Source organism: Metasolibacillus meyeri, from assembly GCF_003049505.1.
In the GTDB taxonomy this organism is placed as follows: domain Bacteria; phylum Bacillota; class Bacilli; order Bacillales_A; family Planococcaceae; genus Metasolibacillus; species Metasolibacillus meyeri.
In genome coordinates, this window is sequence record NZ_PYWN01000127.1 from 1 (window position 1) to 14,199 (window position 14,199).

Consider the following 14,199-nt stretch of genomic DNA (forward strand, 5'->3'; position numbering starts at 1 on the left):
CCACCCGAATCAAATGGGCGGATTTAATTGTCTACTTGACAGGGAGTAGTTCATGCTCAATGAGCGTTTAGGGAACTTTCGGTTTTTCGGATGAATTGACTTTTAGCAAATTCACCCATACAATAGCAGAAAGTTTCCTAAGTAAAGGACTGAAAATAATGAATAATATTGTGTTAATTATTATTTTGCAATTAATTTATGTACCATTTTTAACATTGCGTACGATATTTTTAGTGAAAAACGTAACTTTTCTAGCAGCTATTTTCGGTATGATTGAAATGTTGATTTATGTTTTTGGACTTTCTCTAGTTTTTAGTGGTGACCAAAGCATTTTAGCAATGGTTGTGTATGCCGTTGGTTTTGGCTTAGGTATTTTTTTAGGGGCAAAAATTGAGCGCAAGTTAGCAATCGGCTATGTTTATACGACAATTAATACACAGCAAAGAAATGAAAAGCTTATTCAGTTTTTAAGAAGTGAGGGCTTTGCTGTTACAACTTTTATTGGAGAAGGACGAGATAGTGAGCGCTATAAATATGAAATTTTAACGAAGCGCAATCGCGAGACAGAGCTGTTCAAAATCGTGGAGCAATTTGAGCCAAACGCCTTTATTATTTCATATGAGCCTAAATCGTTTAGAGGCGGTTTTTTAGTAGCACGTATGAAGCAGAGATGAGGAACTGACTATTCGGACAGCTTTTAACTTGATAGAAAGGATTTTATAAAGATGCCTTATTTCACATGGCGTATTAGTGCATTATTGCTGCTAATTACGCTATTTCTCATACATGCAAAAATGTCATCTGGCGCCTTTTTGATAAGTGCAGGAGTGCTGACACTGTATTTTTTTACCCCAATTTTGAAAAAAGGACACGCAGTTAGGTATGGCTGTATTATTTTATTGCTGTTTAGTAGCGCATTTTTATCAGTAAATATGACATATGTATTGCCAGTAGTCGCCTATTTTTTAGTGGATAGTGCGCTATTGTTAAAGGTAAGGTCGTATGTTGGATTACTAGGCATTTCAATGCTTGGAATGGTTGCACTTGTTGCAATACAGCAGTTAGCTTTGCATGAGGCGTTATTCGTCATAATTATTATGTGTATGGCGGTTTTCTTACGTCATTATGTACAGGCTACCCGTGAAAAGCAGATTTTATATGATGAACTATTGGGACAGTACCGCTTATTGAAGCGCGCACAAGCGGTGCAGGAGCAAGTTGTGCGAGCAGAGGAACGGACGAATATTGCGCGAGATATGCATGATGCAGTAGGACATCAATTAACCGCATTATTGATGCATGCAGAAATGCTCTCAATTGAGCAAAATCATGACGTGTCTGCATTAATTTGATGGAGAAGAAGGTAAATGTATGAAAGAGGCTGCCCCAGAATAAGTGGGGCAGCCAATTTGCTGATATAGGGGAATTCGCTGATATATTTGTGAAAGCGCAGATATAATTCAAAAAGCGCCGATATAATTCAAAAAGCGCCGATATATCATGAAAAGCGCAGATATAATTCAAAAAACGCAGATATATCGTGAGAAGCGCAGATATAATTCAAAAAGCACGAATATATTTTGAAGTTACTGCTAGAAAGGCAAAACTAACTGATAGAATCTCCAAAGTTTCTAATAGCTAACTCGAAATCACTAGATAGGAAGCTCCACCTTTAATCCACCACAGATAAATAAATTTTTACAGAACCATCCTGTGCATAGTGTTCAAAATCAGTATGATAGGCTCTAGGTAAATCGCTTTGCCAAATAGTTGTCCATGCGAGAAAGACCGCATTCGGCTGAGATGTGTCAACATTGATTACCTCATAGTGTCCAGCAGGAATAGTGAGAGCATTTGTTGCACTTTGCTCTGTCCCAATAGATAAATCATAATCCCCAGTAAAGTCGCTTTCATAGTTGTGATAAACAGCGAAAATATCTCCTTGTAAGCCGCTTGCCGTAACCTTTTCCCAGAGCTGTCCAATCTCTTCGGGTGTTGCATTATTTGTGCGAATGCCTGTCCCAACAATTTGTTTTTCTGTTATCCATGTTTTCATTATGTAATCCTCCTTTGTTTACACTCAGTATAATGCACATAATATGACAACAGTCTGTCAGCTTTCCAAAATCTTTTGAATTTCTTGCAGATGCTTTTGCTGAAGCCAAGCAGGTGCAAGGATTTTTACTTTGCTGCCGAACATACGAATAAAAGGAAGAAGATCATTTGTTATATCGTAGAAAAATGTTGCAATAATATGCTCTTGTTGTATGACGAGCTCCTCCTCGATGAAAAAATCATACAGCTTGCCATGCTCGCTTAAGGAAAATTGTAAAATGATTTTTTCTAATTGAGCGGGCCTTTCAGCTTGGGATGAGTGTAATGGTTTGTCTATAGAGGAATCGACGGTCTCCATTTTGCGAATACGTGTTAGCTTGAAAAATCGATAAGCTTCGCGCATTTGGCAAAAGGCCTCTATATACCAGCTACCGTTTTGCAAATGGAGTTTGATAGGCAAAACCGTGCGTGTAGTGAAATGACCATTTTGGGCTACATATGAAATTTCAATTGCTTGTTCTTGTTGGATAAAGGTGAAAAGTTGTTGGATTTTATTTTTTGTTTCTTGCTCGATAGTATCTCGATGTAATGTTGCACTAGCTAATGTAAAGCTTGTATGGTGCGCCTCTTGAAAAAGGGCGAGCTTTTGCTGTAAAGTGGAAAGCTGTCGTCCTTCAAAAAGCTCTTGTTCTAGTGTAAGGCTATCCATAACTAATTTCTTTTCCGTATCACTAAACGTTAATTTATCAAGCTGATAGCGCTCAGACAGTGTGAAGCCACCGTTCTTACCGAGATATGAAATAATTGGAACACCTGCCGCGCATAATGAATCGATATCCCGATAAATAGTCCGTTTGCTGACCTCTAATTTCTCAGCCAATTCCTCCGCAGACACAAGCCGTTTATGCAATAAAAAAACAACAATCGCAAACATTCTCTCTATTTTCATTGTGTTAGCCCCCTTTCATGTAATTATACAACGATGCTTATCACTTAATTATCTACAGAATAGTGAGAAAATTTGCTATGATTGCATATAGGAGGGGATTGCGAATGAAACACTTTATTTCAAAGGAACATGCCATTTATGCAATGAGTGCGGATAACGAGCCTGCTTGTACTGCAAAAAGTGGCGATACGATTATGTTTGAGACATATGATTGCTTTACAGATCAAATTACAAGTGAAGATCAAGTAATAGAGGCTTTGGATTGGAACAAAATTAATCCAGCGACAGGTCCTATTTTTATTGAAGGAGCTGAGCCTGGGGACGTATTAGAAGTAGAAATTCATAAAATTGATATTGGTGACACAGTAACGCTCATGACAGGCCCCGAATTAGGTGTTTTAGGAGACGAGCTAGATGCTATGACAATTAAGCGTGTCCCCATTGTTGACGAGGAGCTGCAATTTACAGAGGATATTAAAATTCCAGTGAATAAAATGATTGGTGTAATCGGAACAGCACCAGCACAAGGAGCGATTAGCTGTGGTGTGCCTGATGCGCATGGCGGCAATATGGATACGGCAGTGATTACAGAAGGGGCGAAGCTATATTTACCGGTGAACGTGGCGGGAGGATTATTAGCGTTAGGTGATTGCCATGCTGCAATGGGTGATGGTGAAGTATCAGTGTGTGGTGGAGAGGTGCCTGCCCAAGTAACGGTAACTGTTCATGTTTTGAAAAATCATACTATACCAACACCATATGTCATTAAAGATAATACAATTAGCATGATTGCTTCAGCGAAAACATTGGATGAGGCAACTGTTATAGCGACGAAAAATATGGTACATGTTATTAAACAATCAACAGCTTTAACGGATGCGGAAGCGATTCATCTACTGTCGCTTGCGGGGCAGCTACGCATTAGCCAAATTGTTGATCCGAACAAAACAGCACGTATGGAATTACCGCTACGCTATTTGAAAAGTTTAACTTGATGCAGCAATGTTTAGTGTGCCGAAAGCAGATATTTTCTGTGTGAAGACGAAGCGTCAGCAGCAATATTTTCTGTGTGAAGGCGAAGCGTCAGCAGCAATGTTTTTTTGTGCGAAAGTGAAACGGCAGCAACAATATTTTCTGTGCGAAAGTGAAACGACAGCAGCAATATTTTCTGTGCGAAAGTGAAACGACAGCAACAATGTTTTTTGCGCGAAGGCGTAGCGGCAGATACAGATATAGAAGTCCATCACACATAGGGGGGGATGAATGGCAGAAAAGAATTTCAATCAGAGGGAATTCAAACTCCTGATACAATCACACTTCGACGTGATGTAAAGCTCGCTACCGACTTTTATGGGTGGTGAGCTTTTTGATATGCGTAAAAAAATTTGAAACTATTCGCTAGGGCTAGCCGTCTAAACATAAATTTGAAAAGGGGGCGGCATTTTGCAGGAAACGCTAGAGCAAGCGATACATACACATTACACAATGTTGTTAAAGCTCGCTTATACGTATGTGAAAAATCGCGAAATGGCACAGGATATTGTGCAAGATGTATGTGAAAAGGCAGTTGAGAAGGAAGAGTCCTTTCGTGCAGAGGCATCCTATAAAACTTATTTAATTCGGATGACGATTAATCGTAGCTACGACTATTTGCGAAGCTGGAAGTATAAGCAGCATGTGCTTATGCAAAGCTTTCATTTGGATACACCTGAGCAACGTGCTTTAAAAAGGGATACGGAGACACAGCTTGGATTGGCGATTTTAAAGTTAAAGCCGATTTATCGAGAAATTATCGTACTGTATTATTATGAGGATTTTTCGATTCCTGAAATTTCTGCGATTTTGACAATACCTGAAGGCACAGTGAAAACGCGATTAAAGCGTGCGCGGGAGCAATTGAAAAAGAAATTAGGAGGCTTGATATTCGATGCATGAAGAAGTGAAAGCAAGCTTAAACCGTATTTTCGAGGCAGAGCTATTACAGCACAAGAAAAAGAAAGCACGTACATGGCTGCCCCAATTAACAATGGCTGGCATAATCATGGTTGGATTATTATTATGGGCAAGTGGCACATGGACGGAGCGCACGGCATATTCTCCAGTGGAACAGGGGGGTATTTTGGATTTGCGAGGCACTTATGTCGGTGACAACAGCAGGGTGGGACGCATTTTGAGCTATGCATTAAGTGAAGAAAGCTTTGATTCATTCGCCTTACAAACAAAGCAACAGCCCTATGGTATTATTGTGCATATGCCAACACTTATAAGAGATGAAACACAGCAAAAGGTTGCCTTCTATATATGGGCACTTGTACAAAATGCAGATTATATACAATTTGAAGCGAATGGAGAAAATGTCACACTAACAAGAGAGATGTTTTCAACGATTGATTTCTCCGCAATTCATGATGAAGCAACTTTAAATGGCACAAAGCCACTGCCATTAAATATGCAGCATGAGGCATTGACAGCTGTCTTAGTAGAAGCTATCAATACAGCACAACAAGAGCCAGCGATTGTCAACCTGTTAGTTAATGATGCAGACTATGTATTCGATGTGGAAGGAGAACGCTATTATTTATGGTTAAATGAGGGGGAATCCGTCTTTACAAAACAATCAGACACGGGGCTACTCTATCAATTATCAGCTCAAACTTATCAGCAGCTTCAAGCTTTATTAATAGCTAATTGAAAACATAGAGAGCTTTTGCTATGATATATAAAATATATTTAATTTGTTGATGTAGCCAAGTAAATAAAGAATTGTGAAACAGAGAATATAGCAGTTGCTGAGAGCTATATCACCGCTTCTTTATTGAAACCTACTACGGAGAATTTACCGGTTCGTTACCGTTATAAAACGCTAGAGGGCTTTAAGCAATTAAAGCTAAAAATAGGTGGTACCACGTTTTCTATGCATAAAGACGTCCTAATTCAGGATGACTTTATGCTTTTTTATTTCAATTTAAAAGGAGTGCATGAGGGATGCAGCAAGAAAATGAATTTACAAAATGGTATTTGAAAACGATTCAGGATGCGGAGTTAATGGATTATACGCCAGTGCGCGGCTGTATTACGTTTCGACCAGATGGCTATGAAATTTGGGAGCATATTCAAGCAGTGATGGATCGCCGATTTAAGGAAACAGGGCATCGCAATGCTTATTTCCCGATGTTAATCCCTGAATCATTTTTCCAAAAGGAGAAGGATCATATTGAAGGTTTTTCACCGGAGCTACCTTGGGTAACGGAGGCGGCAGGAGAGCCTTTAGAGGAGCGTTTAGCATTGCGCCCAACTTCGGAAACGATGATTGGTCATCTCTATGCAAAATGGGTGAAAAGCTATCGCGATTTACCACTCTTGCTCAATCAATGGGCCAATGTTTTTAGATGGGAAAAGAAAACATTACCGTTTATCCGTACATCTGAGTTTTTATGGCAGGAAGGGCATACAGCGCACGAAAATGAAGAAGAAGCACGCCATGAAACGATGCAAATGCTTGCCATTTATAAAGAGGTTGTCGAAAATATTTTAGCAATCCCTGTTTATGATGGCACAAAAACAATATCAGAGCGCTTCGCTGGTGCTGTTGATACATTTTCAATTGAAGCGATGATGAAAGATGGCAAGGCAGTGCAAGCAGGTACATCTCACTATTTAGGAACAAAGTTTGCAGAGGCCTTTGATATTAAATATTTAAATAAAAATAACGAGCATCAATATGTCCATACAACATCATGGGGCACATCGACGCGACTAATCGGCTCTGTCATTATGGTGCATGGTGACGATAAAGGCTTAGTGTTACCGCCAAAAATTGCCCCAACACAGGTTGTGTTAATGCCAGTAGGTCCGTTTAAAAAACATCCAGAAATTTTGGAGAAGCTGGAAGAAATTCAGCAAGACTTAAAGGCAAAGGGCATTCGTGTGAAATTAGACGATACAGACCAAACAGCAGGCTTTAAGTTTAATAAATGGGAACAAAAAGGTGCGGCACTACGTGTTGAGCTAGGACCTCGCGATTATCAAAATGGACAAGCAATCATCAAGGCACGCGATGAAGAAGAAAAGAAAACAGTCAATTTAACAGAGCTATTTACTATTATTGAAGAAGAACTTGAAGTGATGCAAGGGCGTTTGCTGACAAAAGCTCGCCAGTTTAGAGATGCGAATTCACATACGACAATCGATTCTTTAGCACAATTACAGCAGCATATTGAAGCAAGCGACATTCCTGGCTGGGTGCTAGCAGGCTGGTGTGGCAGCACAGATTGCGAGCAAAAAGTAAAGGAACAAACGAAATTTACAACACGCAATATCCCATTCCATCCACCTGTCCAAAAAGAGACATGTATTTGCTGTGAGCAACAAGCACAGCATACAGTTTGGTTTGCAAGAGCATATTAGAAAAAATAAATCAGCACTTTCCAATCGCTTATTTGGAAAGTGCTTTACTTATGCAGACAAGAATAGTTAATCTAAAAGTAAATTGAACTTTCTTGGTTCCTTGATTGTATAGTGAATGGGGAAAAGCAGGAATTGCAGCGGCAACTCGACCAATTTGACGTGCAAATCCCTGAGAAGCTTGCGAGCTACAAAAAAAGTCGATGGGATCGTTTTATTACTTATTTAGGCTCACCTGCACAAGACCCGTTAGAGAAATGGAACAGTACGTCGACAGGCTATACGACATTAAGAATGGCCCCAATTGTTGGCGGGCTTGTGTTGGCGGTTGTACAATGGTTGAGTGTAGGATGAAAAGATGCACGGAATCTGCTTTAATTGATTCCATGCATCTTTTTATTTTTGGTAGCGCAGCATGTTCCAAAAGCCAATGTCCTCAAAGCCTAAGCGCTTGTAAATCGCACCAGCAGCAGGGTTATCATAAAATAGACAGAGTGATCTCCCCTCATCTAGCAGCTCACCGCATAGCTTTTGCATACATTTTGTCGCGTAGCCTTTTTTCTTGTAGTCTGCATGTGTAGCAACGCCAACAACCATTGCAGATAGACTATTTTCAGCAGTTGTAGAAGCGGATGATACCATCACCCCGCCCTCACGCATAAAGTAGGTGCGTCCTGTGTTGCTTTCCAAAACACGAAGCTTGCTTTCAACAGTGGTTGGGCTACCTGCGAATTCGGGGATGGTTTTTAAAAGCGCGACATTCTCTTCAATTGTGTCGCGTGTTAATTTTTCAACAGCTTGTAAATCTTGTTCTGGATAAATTTTTTTCAACGCTGTGCATTTGGCATAATAGAGCTCCTGTTTTTTGAACAGCTCTTTGCCAATGAAGGGTTCAAGCTGGTCGATAATATGCTTTAGACCAGATAAATCTGTCATTTTTTCATCTGCATTAATAATTTCGGCAAATCCCTCTACATCAAAAGCTCCTTGTGCATAAGGTACATAATTGCTCTCATATTTTAGTAGAACGGCAATAAGCTTGTCTTCTTCAAATTGTCCCCAAATTTTTTGGAAGGGCTGGTCATAACCAAAAGCCTCAATATCTCCAATAATAAAAAGGTTTTCGGCTGGCTGTTGTTGGACGAGCTCCATGCAAATGTCATGGTCAGCAGCAGTTAAAAGTCGTATCATGGTATCTCCTCCTTAACGGTAAATTAATCCAATAATAGAGAAAAAGCTTCCGAATGTCAACTGCATTTCAGTGAAGATTTTAGAAACGTAGAATAAATCCTTAAAAACGTAGAATAAAAGCAACTGCGCATATAAAAAAGCGAGGCACACGCCCTCGCTTTTATAAAATACTTGCCAAACGCTTAATACCTTCCTCAATAATTTCAGGTGTGGAATTTGTATAGTTTAAGCGCATTGTATTGATGTTATTATCGCCTGAATTAACGTAAAATGGGTTACCCGGCACGAAAGCGACTTTTTGCTCCATTGCTTTCTCAAACACATCGAGTGCAGAGCGCCCGTTATTCATCGTTGCCCAAATGAACATACCACCTTCGGGTTTCGTATAGGACACATGTGTTGGAAAATGTGTAGTCATCGCCTGTAGCATCGTATCAGATTGCATTTTATATAAATCTTTAATTTTTTGAATATGCTGTGTCAAATCGTTATTTAATAAATAATCTGCAATAACATATTGTGAGAAAACATTTGTATGCAAATCAGTTGCTTGCTTTGCTGTTTCGATATGCTGTAAGAGTTCCTTGTTTTTCGTAATAATAAAGCCAAGGCGCATCCCAGGTGTGACGATTTTTGAGAAGGAGCCAAGCAGCACGCTATTTTCCATTTTCCCTGCACCAATATATGGCAAATGCTCCCCTTCGAAGCGCAACTCCCCGTAAGGATCATCTTCTACTAAAATAACATCATGGCGTGCAATCAAGTCATACACTTGCTGACGCTTTTCAAGTGAGTACGTAAGTCCAGTTGGATTTTGGAAATTGGGTACGGTATAAATGAACTTCACATTTGGCTGCTGTAATGCTTGCTCGAGTTGCTCTAAATTGAGTCCATCATGCTCTAATGTTACAGGATAAAAGGTAGGCTCCGCTAATGTAAATGCTTGAATTGCGCCTAAATATCCTGGTTCTTCTATTATGATACCATCGCCTTTATTAATTAACACTTTTGCTAATAGCTCTAGTGCTTGCTGTGAGCCTGTTGTTAGTAATATGTCATCAGGATTAATTTGTAAGCTATAGCGACGATTATATTTATCTGCGATATATTGACGTAAAGGTAAATAGCCTTGCGTTGAGGCATATTGGAATAGTTTAGCACCATGTTGTTTCATTGCACGATCGATGGACGTATGCATATCCTCTAGTGGAAATGAAATGGGGTTGGGTAATCCACCTGCAAATGATATCACATCATTTGCCTCCGTTACCTTTAAAATATTTCGAATAAATGAAGAGGGGGTATTTAAAATTCTGTCTGAGTACTGCATAGTGTGAACAACCTTCTTTATTTTAATTTTTTGAAAATTATAACACTTTAAAATTCACTACACAATATAATGTTTGGATGAAAATAAAAAAAGTTTATAAGCAAGCTTTTTCGCTAAAGAAAGTAGAAAATGTTAGCAAAATAGACGTATAATGAATGGGGTAATTTTTATTTTGATTCAGTGTAAAACGCTGAACGAGATATAACTGATAAAGAAAGAAGGTTGGTAGTATGACATTTGCCTTAGTATTAGGTGCTAGTCTCGCTTTATTAGCGATTGTGTTAGGTGCATTTGGTGCACATGCATTAAAAGATAAATTTCCAGAGCCGAGATATGCAGCGATTTGGGAAACTGCTGTACAGTATCATATGTATCATGCGTTAGGGCTAATCGCTGTCGGTATTTTAGGCTATGATGCTATTTTAGGAACGACAAGTGTTTTACAATGGGCAAGCTATTTAATGGTAGCAGGCATTGCGCTATTTTCAGGAAGTCTTTACATATTAGCTGTCACAGGTGTGAAAAAGCTAGGCGCGATTACACCACTTGGTGGGCTCCTATTTATTGCTGCATGGGCATGTGTAATTATGGCGATTGTATAAAGGAAGTGACTATTGAGCATCCAGCTTAATAGTCTTTTTTTATCGGCTGAATTTGCAATCTGTCTGTGGGTTTTTGAGAGATATCAGCGGTTTCCGATAATATATCAGCGATTTTAGAGTTATATCAGCGGTTTCCGATAACATATCAGCGGTTTTTGAAATATATCGGCGGTTTCCGATAATATATCGGCGATTTTTAAATTATATCAGCGGTTTTCGATAATATATCAGCGAATTTTAAAATATCCGAAAAAAGTTTCTAAAAGTGCAAGCTAAATTGAAAAAATGGCAGTCTAATTGGTATAGAGAGGTGAAAAATGTGAATGAACAGCTAATACGACAAGCGCAAAGAGGGGAGGATGCGGCATATATTGCACTTTTTCAGCAGTATGAGCAGGAGCTGTATGCGATGGCCTATGTGTATGCGAAAAATCAGGACGATGCGCTGGATATTGTGCAGGAATGTGCTTATCGCTCCTATAAAGCGATCCAACAATTGCGCGAAGTCAGCTATTTTAAAACATGGCTCATTCGCATTTTAATCAATTGTGCACATGACCTGTTAAAAAAGCGACCGCATTATGAAGAGTTACACGATACATATGCAATCGAGGAACCGATAGAGCTTGATATGCATTTCACATTGCAAAGTGTGATGGAGCATTTATCAATGGAAGAAAAGCATGTCGTTTTACTGAAATATTATGAGGATTTTACGTTTGAGCAAATTGCAGATGTTTTGCAATTAAAGCTTGGCACAACGAAAACGATTTTATATCGCGCATTAAAAAAATTGAAGGCAAAGCTTGAGGAGGAGGGGATAGCAGATGAAATCTTTAAAGGATGAAATGCAGCAGATTGAGCAACCATCAGCATTACATAGGCGAGCGATAATGGGTATTGAGCGTGCAACAAAGGAAAAGCATCGAAAAAAATGGCTACCAATCTTTTTATCCATCCCCGTAACAGCAGCTGTTGCTTATTTTATTTGGCTTGTATCCACAGCACCAAGTTTTGAGCAGAACAACCAAGCAGCTGGGCTATCACAACTATTAACGAACCCATATTGGTTGGCTAGTATTTGTACAGCTCTCCTAGTAGTGATGGTATGGGTCTTTGGAAGAAATCATAAAAAATGGCGCAAACAATGGGGGCTTGTCGTTGTCATTGCTGTGTCATGGATTTGGAATAGTGCTTATTATGAAGCGCAGCAGTTACCACAGCCGTATATTTATCCGATATCAGTTAGTTTGAAGACGGAGCAAGACTTTAAGTCCATTTATGTTCATGCCATTATCAATAAAAAAGACTTTGGAAAAACGATACAAAGTATTGTAATTAACGATACAAGTCTTCCGATAATTGGATTAAATGGTGTGAGATTAGGGAGTACAGCACATCACATGACAACGGATGTCACACTTGAGCTCAAACCTGCAGATATAATCAAGGTGATGAGTAAGCGCTCACCAATTGAAGCATATGCTATTTTTTCAGATGGTCAAGAAATTCCCTTTGATGTCGAATTCATTGAAATACTTGGAGGAAAAGATTTAGAGAACGGTGGAATAGGGCAGGATACAAAGTATCGTATTGAAACATTTGAAACAGATATGACAACAATCAAAGCGTTTACCCCGCCTTCTTCCGTCAGCGGTTATGAGCTGTGGAATGAAAGAAAAGTGATACAGCGTGTTGGTATAAAGGGGGAGGAAGACATTGATTTACTGCCATATACAATGGAAGGTCGCTGGTTGAAGCTAGTTTATGAGCTAAGTGAAGAAGGAAAGCTGTATAGCTATCAATATCAACACTATATGTTGGAAACGATAGATGGCACAATACTTCATAGTCCTGGCGTTGTATTTTTTCCACCATTCTCACGCGATGTTGTCAAAGAAATACGACAGGAGATGATGCAAGATGACTGAGCAATGGCAAATCGCATTAAAATGGTTACACAGAGGGGTGATTTGTTCAATTTTCACCTTTTTTTTACCATATGTATATATAGTGTCGCTGGTCATCATCTTTTATGGCGTATGGAAAATACCTGAAAAGAGCAAATTAAAAGGTGTCCTTTATAGCGTTATGCTCATTATTATAGGGGATGAACTATTTTCAGCAAAGTGGTATACACAACAAATTATTTTAGAGGATATTGTGAGCTGGTTACTGCTGATATTTAAATATTTAGTCTTAGTAATCATTATTTATATACTACAGCCCCTTGCTGAACAAACAGATAGCGTGCAAGCATATAAAAAAGTAGAACGATTTGGCATGTTTGTCACGTTTGCCGCGCTTTTAGCATTTTCTTTTGGTATGAATATAGAGGAGAATTTTCAACTGTCTATTGTTTTTGGAGCTGCTTTATTTTATTTAGCCGCATTAATTATGCTAGTTCGATTTATCAAAGAGATGATGCGGACAGGTTTGTTATTTTTGAAATAGGGTGACGCATGAAATCAAAGTTGTGCAGTTGATTTCATGCGCTTTTTTAATCCCCTTTTTTTGCTTGGCGTTCCCAAATTAAAAGTGAGGGGAATGGATCGAATGCCCATTCGTTGCGTCCATCAAATTTATACATACCATAGTGTAAATGAGGTGGGAATTTGCCTGATGTTCCTTCCTTGCCATAGCCAGAGCTGCCGACATAGCCAATGATGGCGCCCGGCTCTACAATATCCCCAATCGCTAAATCAGGATGGAATGAGGATAAATGTGCATAGTAATGGTACGTATTATGCAAGTCGCGAATGCCAATGCGCCAGCCACCATACTCATTCCAACCCATTACTTCAATAACGCCATAAGAAGTAGAGTGAACAGGTGTCCCATAGCTTGCAAACAAATCGGTGCCTTCGTGTATTCTTCTTCCACCCCAGCCTCTACTTGCTCCCCAAGTCCCTTTGTAGCTGTAATTTGCGCGAATTGGAATAGGGAACGCTCGCTCGGCTAAGGCGATGGTATTGTATTTTTTATAAATACTTGCGATGACATGAATTTGATTAATTGTCTGTTCATTTTCGTAATATTCCTCTAATGCTGCTTGGAATGTACCTGACGTAGCATGGGCTTGATGCAAATAGCTCACAAGTGTGCGTAACACATCTGCATCTTGTGTTTGATCTGCCGTCCCATCGTTATTGCCATCGAGTCCATTGCCACCAAAATAGGCAATCGTTGCAGGTGAAGTATCTTGTGCAGAGGGGTTAAAGGGACCAGACCAAAAATGCGTAGGAAATTGAATTGAAAGTATACCTTCACGCGTTGGTATATCTTTTCGTACTGCTTGAATATTACGTTCATATTGGTCAATTGCAGCAAGATAATACCAAGGAACAATCGGGCTTTCAAATTCATAATACTTGGACATTCGTTGAGCATATATTTCTTCTTGTGAAGGTGTTTGTTGTGCACTACTAGTTGGCACCATGAAGAAACTGCTTATAAGCATAAGGCAAAGTATTATTAGGAAGCGATTCATTATCTATTCCCTCCATTCTACATGTATAACATAACCCATTTTTTTAATTTTATGAGTGAATAGGGTGTAGGAATTTTGCAAGTGAAGAGTTTAAATTCTACATTTTTAAGGAAAAATATAATTGCACTAGCGTCGCATTAAAATAATTCAATACGAAAAATAAATCTGACTTTTCTGT

The 14,199-nt window shown here is 39.2% G+C and carries 16 protein-coding genes and 1 other annotated feature; of the genes, 11 read left to right on the forward strand and 5 right to left on the reverse strand.

What is annotated here, in order from left to right; all coding sequences use genetic code 11:
- The first annotated feature begins 158 nt into the window (after positions 1 to 158).
- Together C9J34_RS16855 and C9J34_RS16860 are read left to right on the forward strand one after the other, a co-directional pair.
- Positions 159 to 674, forward strand: coding sequence for a DUF2179 domain-containing protein (locus C9J34_RS16855; protein ID WP_107841345.1), 516 nt, complete (start codon positions 159 to 161; stop codon positions 672 to 674).
- Between the two features lie 51 nt (positions 675 to 725).
- Positions 726 to 1,352, forward strand: a complete 627-nt coding sequence (locus C9J34_RS16860) for a histidine kinase (RefSeq protein WP_107841346.1) — start codon at positions 726 to 728, stop codon at positions 1,350 to 1,352.
- Positions 1,353 to 1,672: 320 nt separating this feature from the next.
- On the opposite strand, the gene C9J34_RS16865 is transcribed toward C9J34_RS16860, so the two are convergent.
- Both C9J34_RS16865 and C9J34_RS16870 read right to left on the reverse strand, forming a co-directional pair.
- Positions 1,673 to 2,056 carry a GyrI-like domain-containing protein gene (locus C9J34_RS16865; RefSeq protein WP_107841347.1) on the reverse strand — a complete coding sequence of 128 codons (384 nt, stop codon included), beginning with the start codon at positions 2,054 to 2,056 and terminating at the stop codon, positions 1,673 to 1,675.
- A gap of 57 nt (positions 2,057 to 2,113) precedes the next feature.
- Positions 2,114 to 3,004: a helix-turn-helix transcriptional regulator gene (locus C9J34_RS16870; protein WP_107841348.1), complete on the reverse strand. Its 891-nt coding sequence runs from the start codon at positions 3,002 to 3,004 to the stop codon at positions 2,114 to 2,116.
- Between the two features lie 104 nt (positions 3,005 to 3,108).
- On the opposite strand from C9J34_RS16870, the gene C9J34_RS16875 reads away from it, so the two are divergent.
- The 5 genes from C9J34_RS16875 to C9J34_RS16900 all read left to right on the forward strand — a co-directional run bounded on the left by C9J34_RS16875 (position 3,109) and on the right by C9J34_RS16900 (position 7,762).
- Positions 3,109 to 3,999, forward strand: a complete 891-nt coding sequence (locus C9J34_RS16875; protein ID WP_107841349.1) for an acetamidase/formamidase family protein — start codon at positions 3,109 to 3,111, stop codon at positions 3,997 to 3,999.
- Positions 4,000 to 4,447: 448 nt separating this feature from the next.
- On the forward strand, positions 4,448 to 4,939 hold the full coding sequence (locus tag C9J34_RS16885) for an RNA polymerase sigma factor (protein ID WP_238600689.1): 492 nt from the start codon (positions 4,448 to 4,450) through the stop codon (positions 4,937 to 4,939).
- Positions 4,932 to 5,696 (forward strand): DUF4825 domain-containing protein, encoded by a 765-nt coding sequence (locus tag C9J34_RS16890; protein ID WP_107841351.1) that lies wholly within the window; start codon positions 4,932 to 4,934, stop codon positions 5,694 to 5,696. Before C9J34_RS16885 ends, C9J34_RS16890 begins: the two co-directional genes overlap by 8 nt.
- A 37-nt stretch (positions 5,697 to 5,733) precedes the next feature.
- Positions 5,734 to 5,939: a binding site (T-box leader), on the forward strand.
- A 50-nt stretch (positions 5,940 to 5,989) separates the two neighbouring features.
- On the forward strand, positions 5,990 to 7,411 hold the full coding sequence (gene proS / locus C9J34_RS16895; RefSeq protein WP_107841352.1) for a proline--tRNA ligase: 1,422 nt from the start codon (positions 5,990 to 5,992) through the stop codon (positions 7,409 to 7,411).
- Positions 7,412 to 7,543: 132 nt separating this feature from the next.
- Positions 7,544 to 7,762, forward strand: a complete 219-nt coding sequence (locus C9J34_RS16900; protein ID WP_107841353.1) for a hypothetical protein — start codon at positions 7,544 to 7,546, stop codon at positions 7,760 to 7,762.
- A gap of 42 nt (positions 7,763 to 7,804) precedes the next feature.
- Here the strand turns inward: C9J34_RS16900 and C9J34_RS16905 are convergent, their stop codons facing one another.
- Positions 7,805 to 8,599: a GNAT family N-acetyltransferase gene (locus C9J34_RS16905; RefSeq protein WP_107841354.1), complete on the reverse strand. Its 795-nt coding sequence runs from the start codon at positions 8,597 to 8,599 to the stop codon at positions 7,805 to 7,807.
- Positions 8,600 to 8,759: 160 nt separating this feature from the next.
- The gene (locus C9J34_RS16910) at positions 8,760 to 9,929 is read right to left on the reverse strand and encodes an aminotransferase-like domain-containing protein (RefSeq protein WP_107841355.1); all 1,170 of its coding nucleotides are present in this window, start codon (positions 9,927 to 9,929) and stop codon (positions 8,760 to 8,762) included.
- A gap of 230 nt (positions 9,930 to 10,159) precedes the next feature.
- Between C9J34_RS16910 and C9J34_RS16915 the strand changes: the two genes are divergently transcribed.
- The 4 genes from C9J34_RS16915 (at position 10,160) to C9J34_RS16930 (ending at position 12,985) form a co-directional block, all read left to right on the forward strand.
- Positions 10,160 to 10,531 carry a DUF423 domain-containing protein gene (locus tag C9J34_RS16915; protein WP_107841356.1) on the forward strand — a complete coding sequence of 124 codons (372 nt, stop codon included), beginning with the start codon at positions 10,160 to 10,162 and terminating at the stop codon, positions 10,529 to 10,531.
- Positions 10,532 to 10,850: 319 nt separating this feature from the next.
- Positions 10,851 to 11,378: a sigma-70 family RNA polymerase sigma factor gene (locus C9J34_RS16920; protein WP_238600690.1), complete on the forward strand. Its 528-nt coding sequence runs from the start codon at positions 10,851 to 10,853 to the stop codon at positions 11,376 to 11,378.
- A complete protein-coding gene (locus tag C9J34_RS16925) occupies positions 11,359 to 12,462 on the forward strand; it encodes a hypothetical protein (RefSeq protein ID WP_107841357.1) in 1,104 nt (367 codons plus the stop codon). Before C9J34_RS16920 ends, C9J34_RS16925 begins: the two co-directional genes overlap by 20 nt.
- Entirely contained in the window at positions 12,455 to 12,985 is a 531-nt protein-coding gene (locus tag C9J34_RS16930) for a hypothetical protein (RefSeq protein ID WP_107841358.1), read from the forward strand. The genes C9J34_RS16925 and C9J34_RS16930 overlap by 8 nt, the downstream gene beginning before the upstream one ends.
- A gap of 46 nt (positions 12,986 to 13,031) precedes the next feature.
- On the opposite strand, the gene C9J34_RS16935 is transcribed toward C9J34_RS16930, so the two are convergent.
- Entirely contained in the window at positions 13,032 to 14,021 is a 990-nt protein-coding gene (locus C9J34_RS16935; RefSeq protein WP_107841359.1) for a M23 family metallopeptidase, read from the reverse strand.
- Positions 14,022 to 14,199 lie beyond the last annotated feature (178 nt).

Excerpts from the sequence above, each read along its gene's own strand:
- C9J34_RS16915 (WP_107841356.1), top strand. The coding sequence starts at position 10,160 with ATGACATTTGCCTTAGTATTAGGTGCTAGTCTCGCTTTATTAGCGATT.
- proS (WP_107841352.1), top strand. The coding sequence starts at position 5,990 with ATGCAGCAAGAAAATGAATTTACAAAATGGTATTTGAAAACGATTCAG.
- C9J34_RS16875 (WP_107841349.1), top strand. The coding sequence starts at position 3,109 with ATGAAACACTTTATTTCAAAGGAACATGCCATTTATGCAATGAGTGCG.
- C9J34_RS16905 (WP_107841354.1), bottom strand. The coding sequence starts at position 8,599 with ATGATACGACTTTTAACTGCTGCTGACCATGACATTTGCATGGAGCTC.
- C9J34_RS16855 (WP_107841345.1), top strand. The coding sequence starts at position 159 with ATGAATAATATTGTGTTAATTATTATTTTGCAATTAATTTATGTACCA.
- C9J34_RS16890 (WP_107841351.1), top strand. The coding sequence starts at position 4,932 with ATGCATGAAGAAGTGAAAGCAAGCTTAAACCGTATTTTCGAGGCAGAG.
- C9J34_RS16865 (WP_107841347.1), bottom strand. The coding sequence starts at position 2,056 with ATGAAAACATGGATAACAGAAAAACAAATTGTTGGGACAGGCATTCGC.
- C9J34_RS16935 (WP_107841359.1), bottom strand. The coding sequence starts at position 14,021 with ATGAATCGCTTCCTAATAATACTTTGCCTTATGCTTATAAGCAGTTTC.
- C9J34_RS16925 (WP_107841357.1), top strand. The coding sequence starts at position 11,359 with ATGAAATCTTTAAAGGATGAAATGCAGCAGATTGAGCAACCATCAGCA.
- C9J34_RS16930 (WP_107841358.1), top strand. The coding sequence starts at position 12,455 with ATGACTGAGCAATGGCAAATCGCATTAAAATGGTTACACAGAGGGGTG.
- C9J34_RS16870 (WP_107841348.1), bottom strand. The coding sequence starts at position 3,004 with ATGAAAATAGAGAGAATGTTTGCGATTGTTGTTTTTTTATTGCATAAA.
- C9J34_RS16910 (WP_107841355.1), bottom strand. The coding sequence starts at position 9,929 with ATGCAGTACTCAGACAGAATTTTAAATACCCCCTCTTCATTTATTCGA.
- C9J34_RS16860 (WP_107841346.1), top strand. The coding sequence starts at position 726 with ATGCCTTATTTCACATGGCGTATTAGTGCATTATTGCTGCTAATTACG.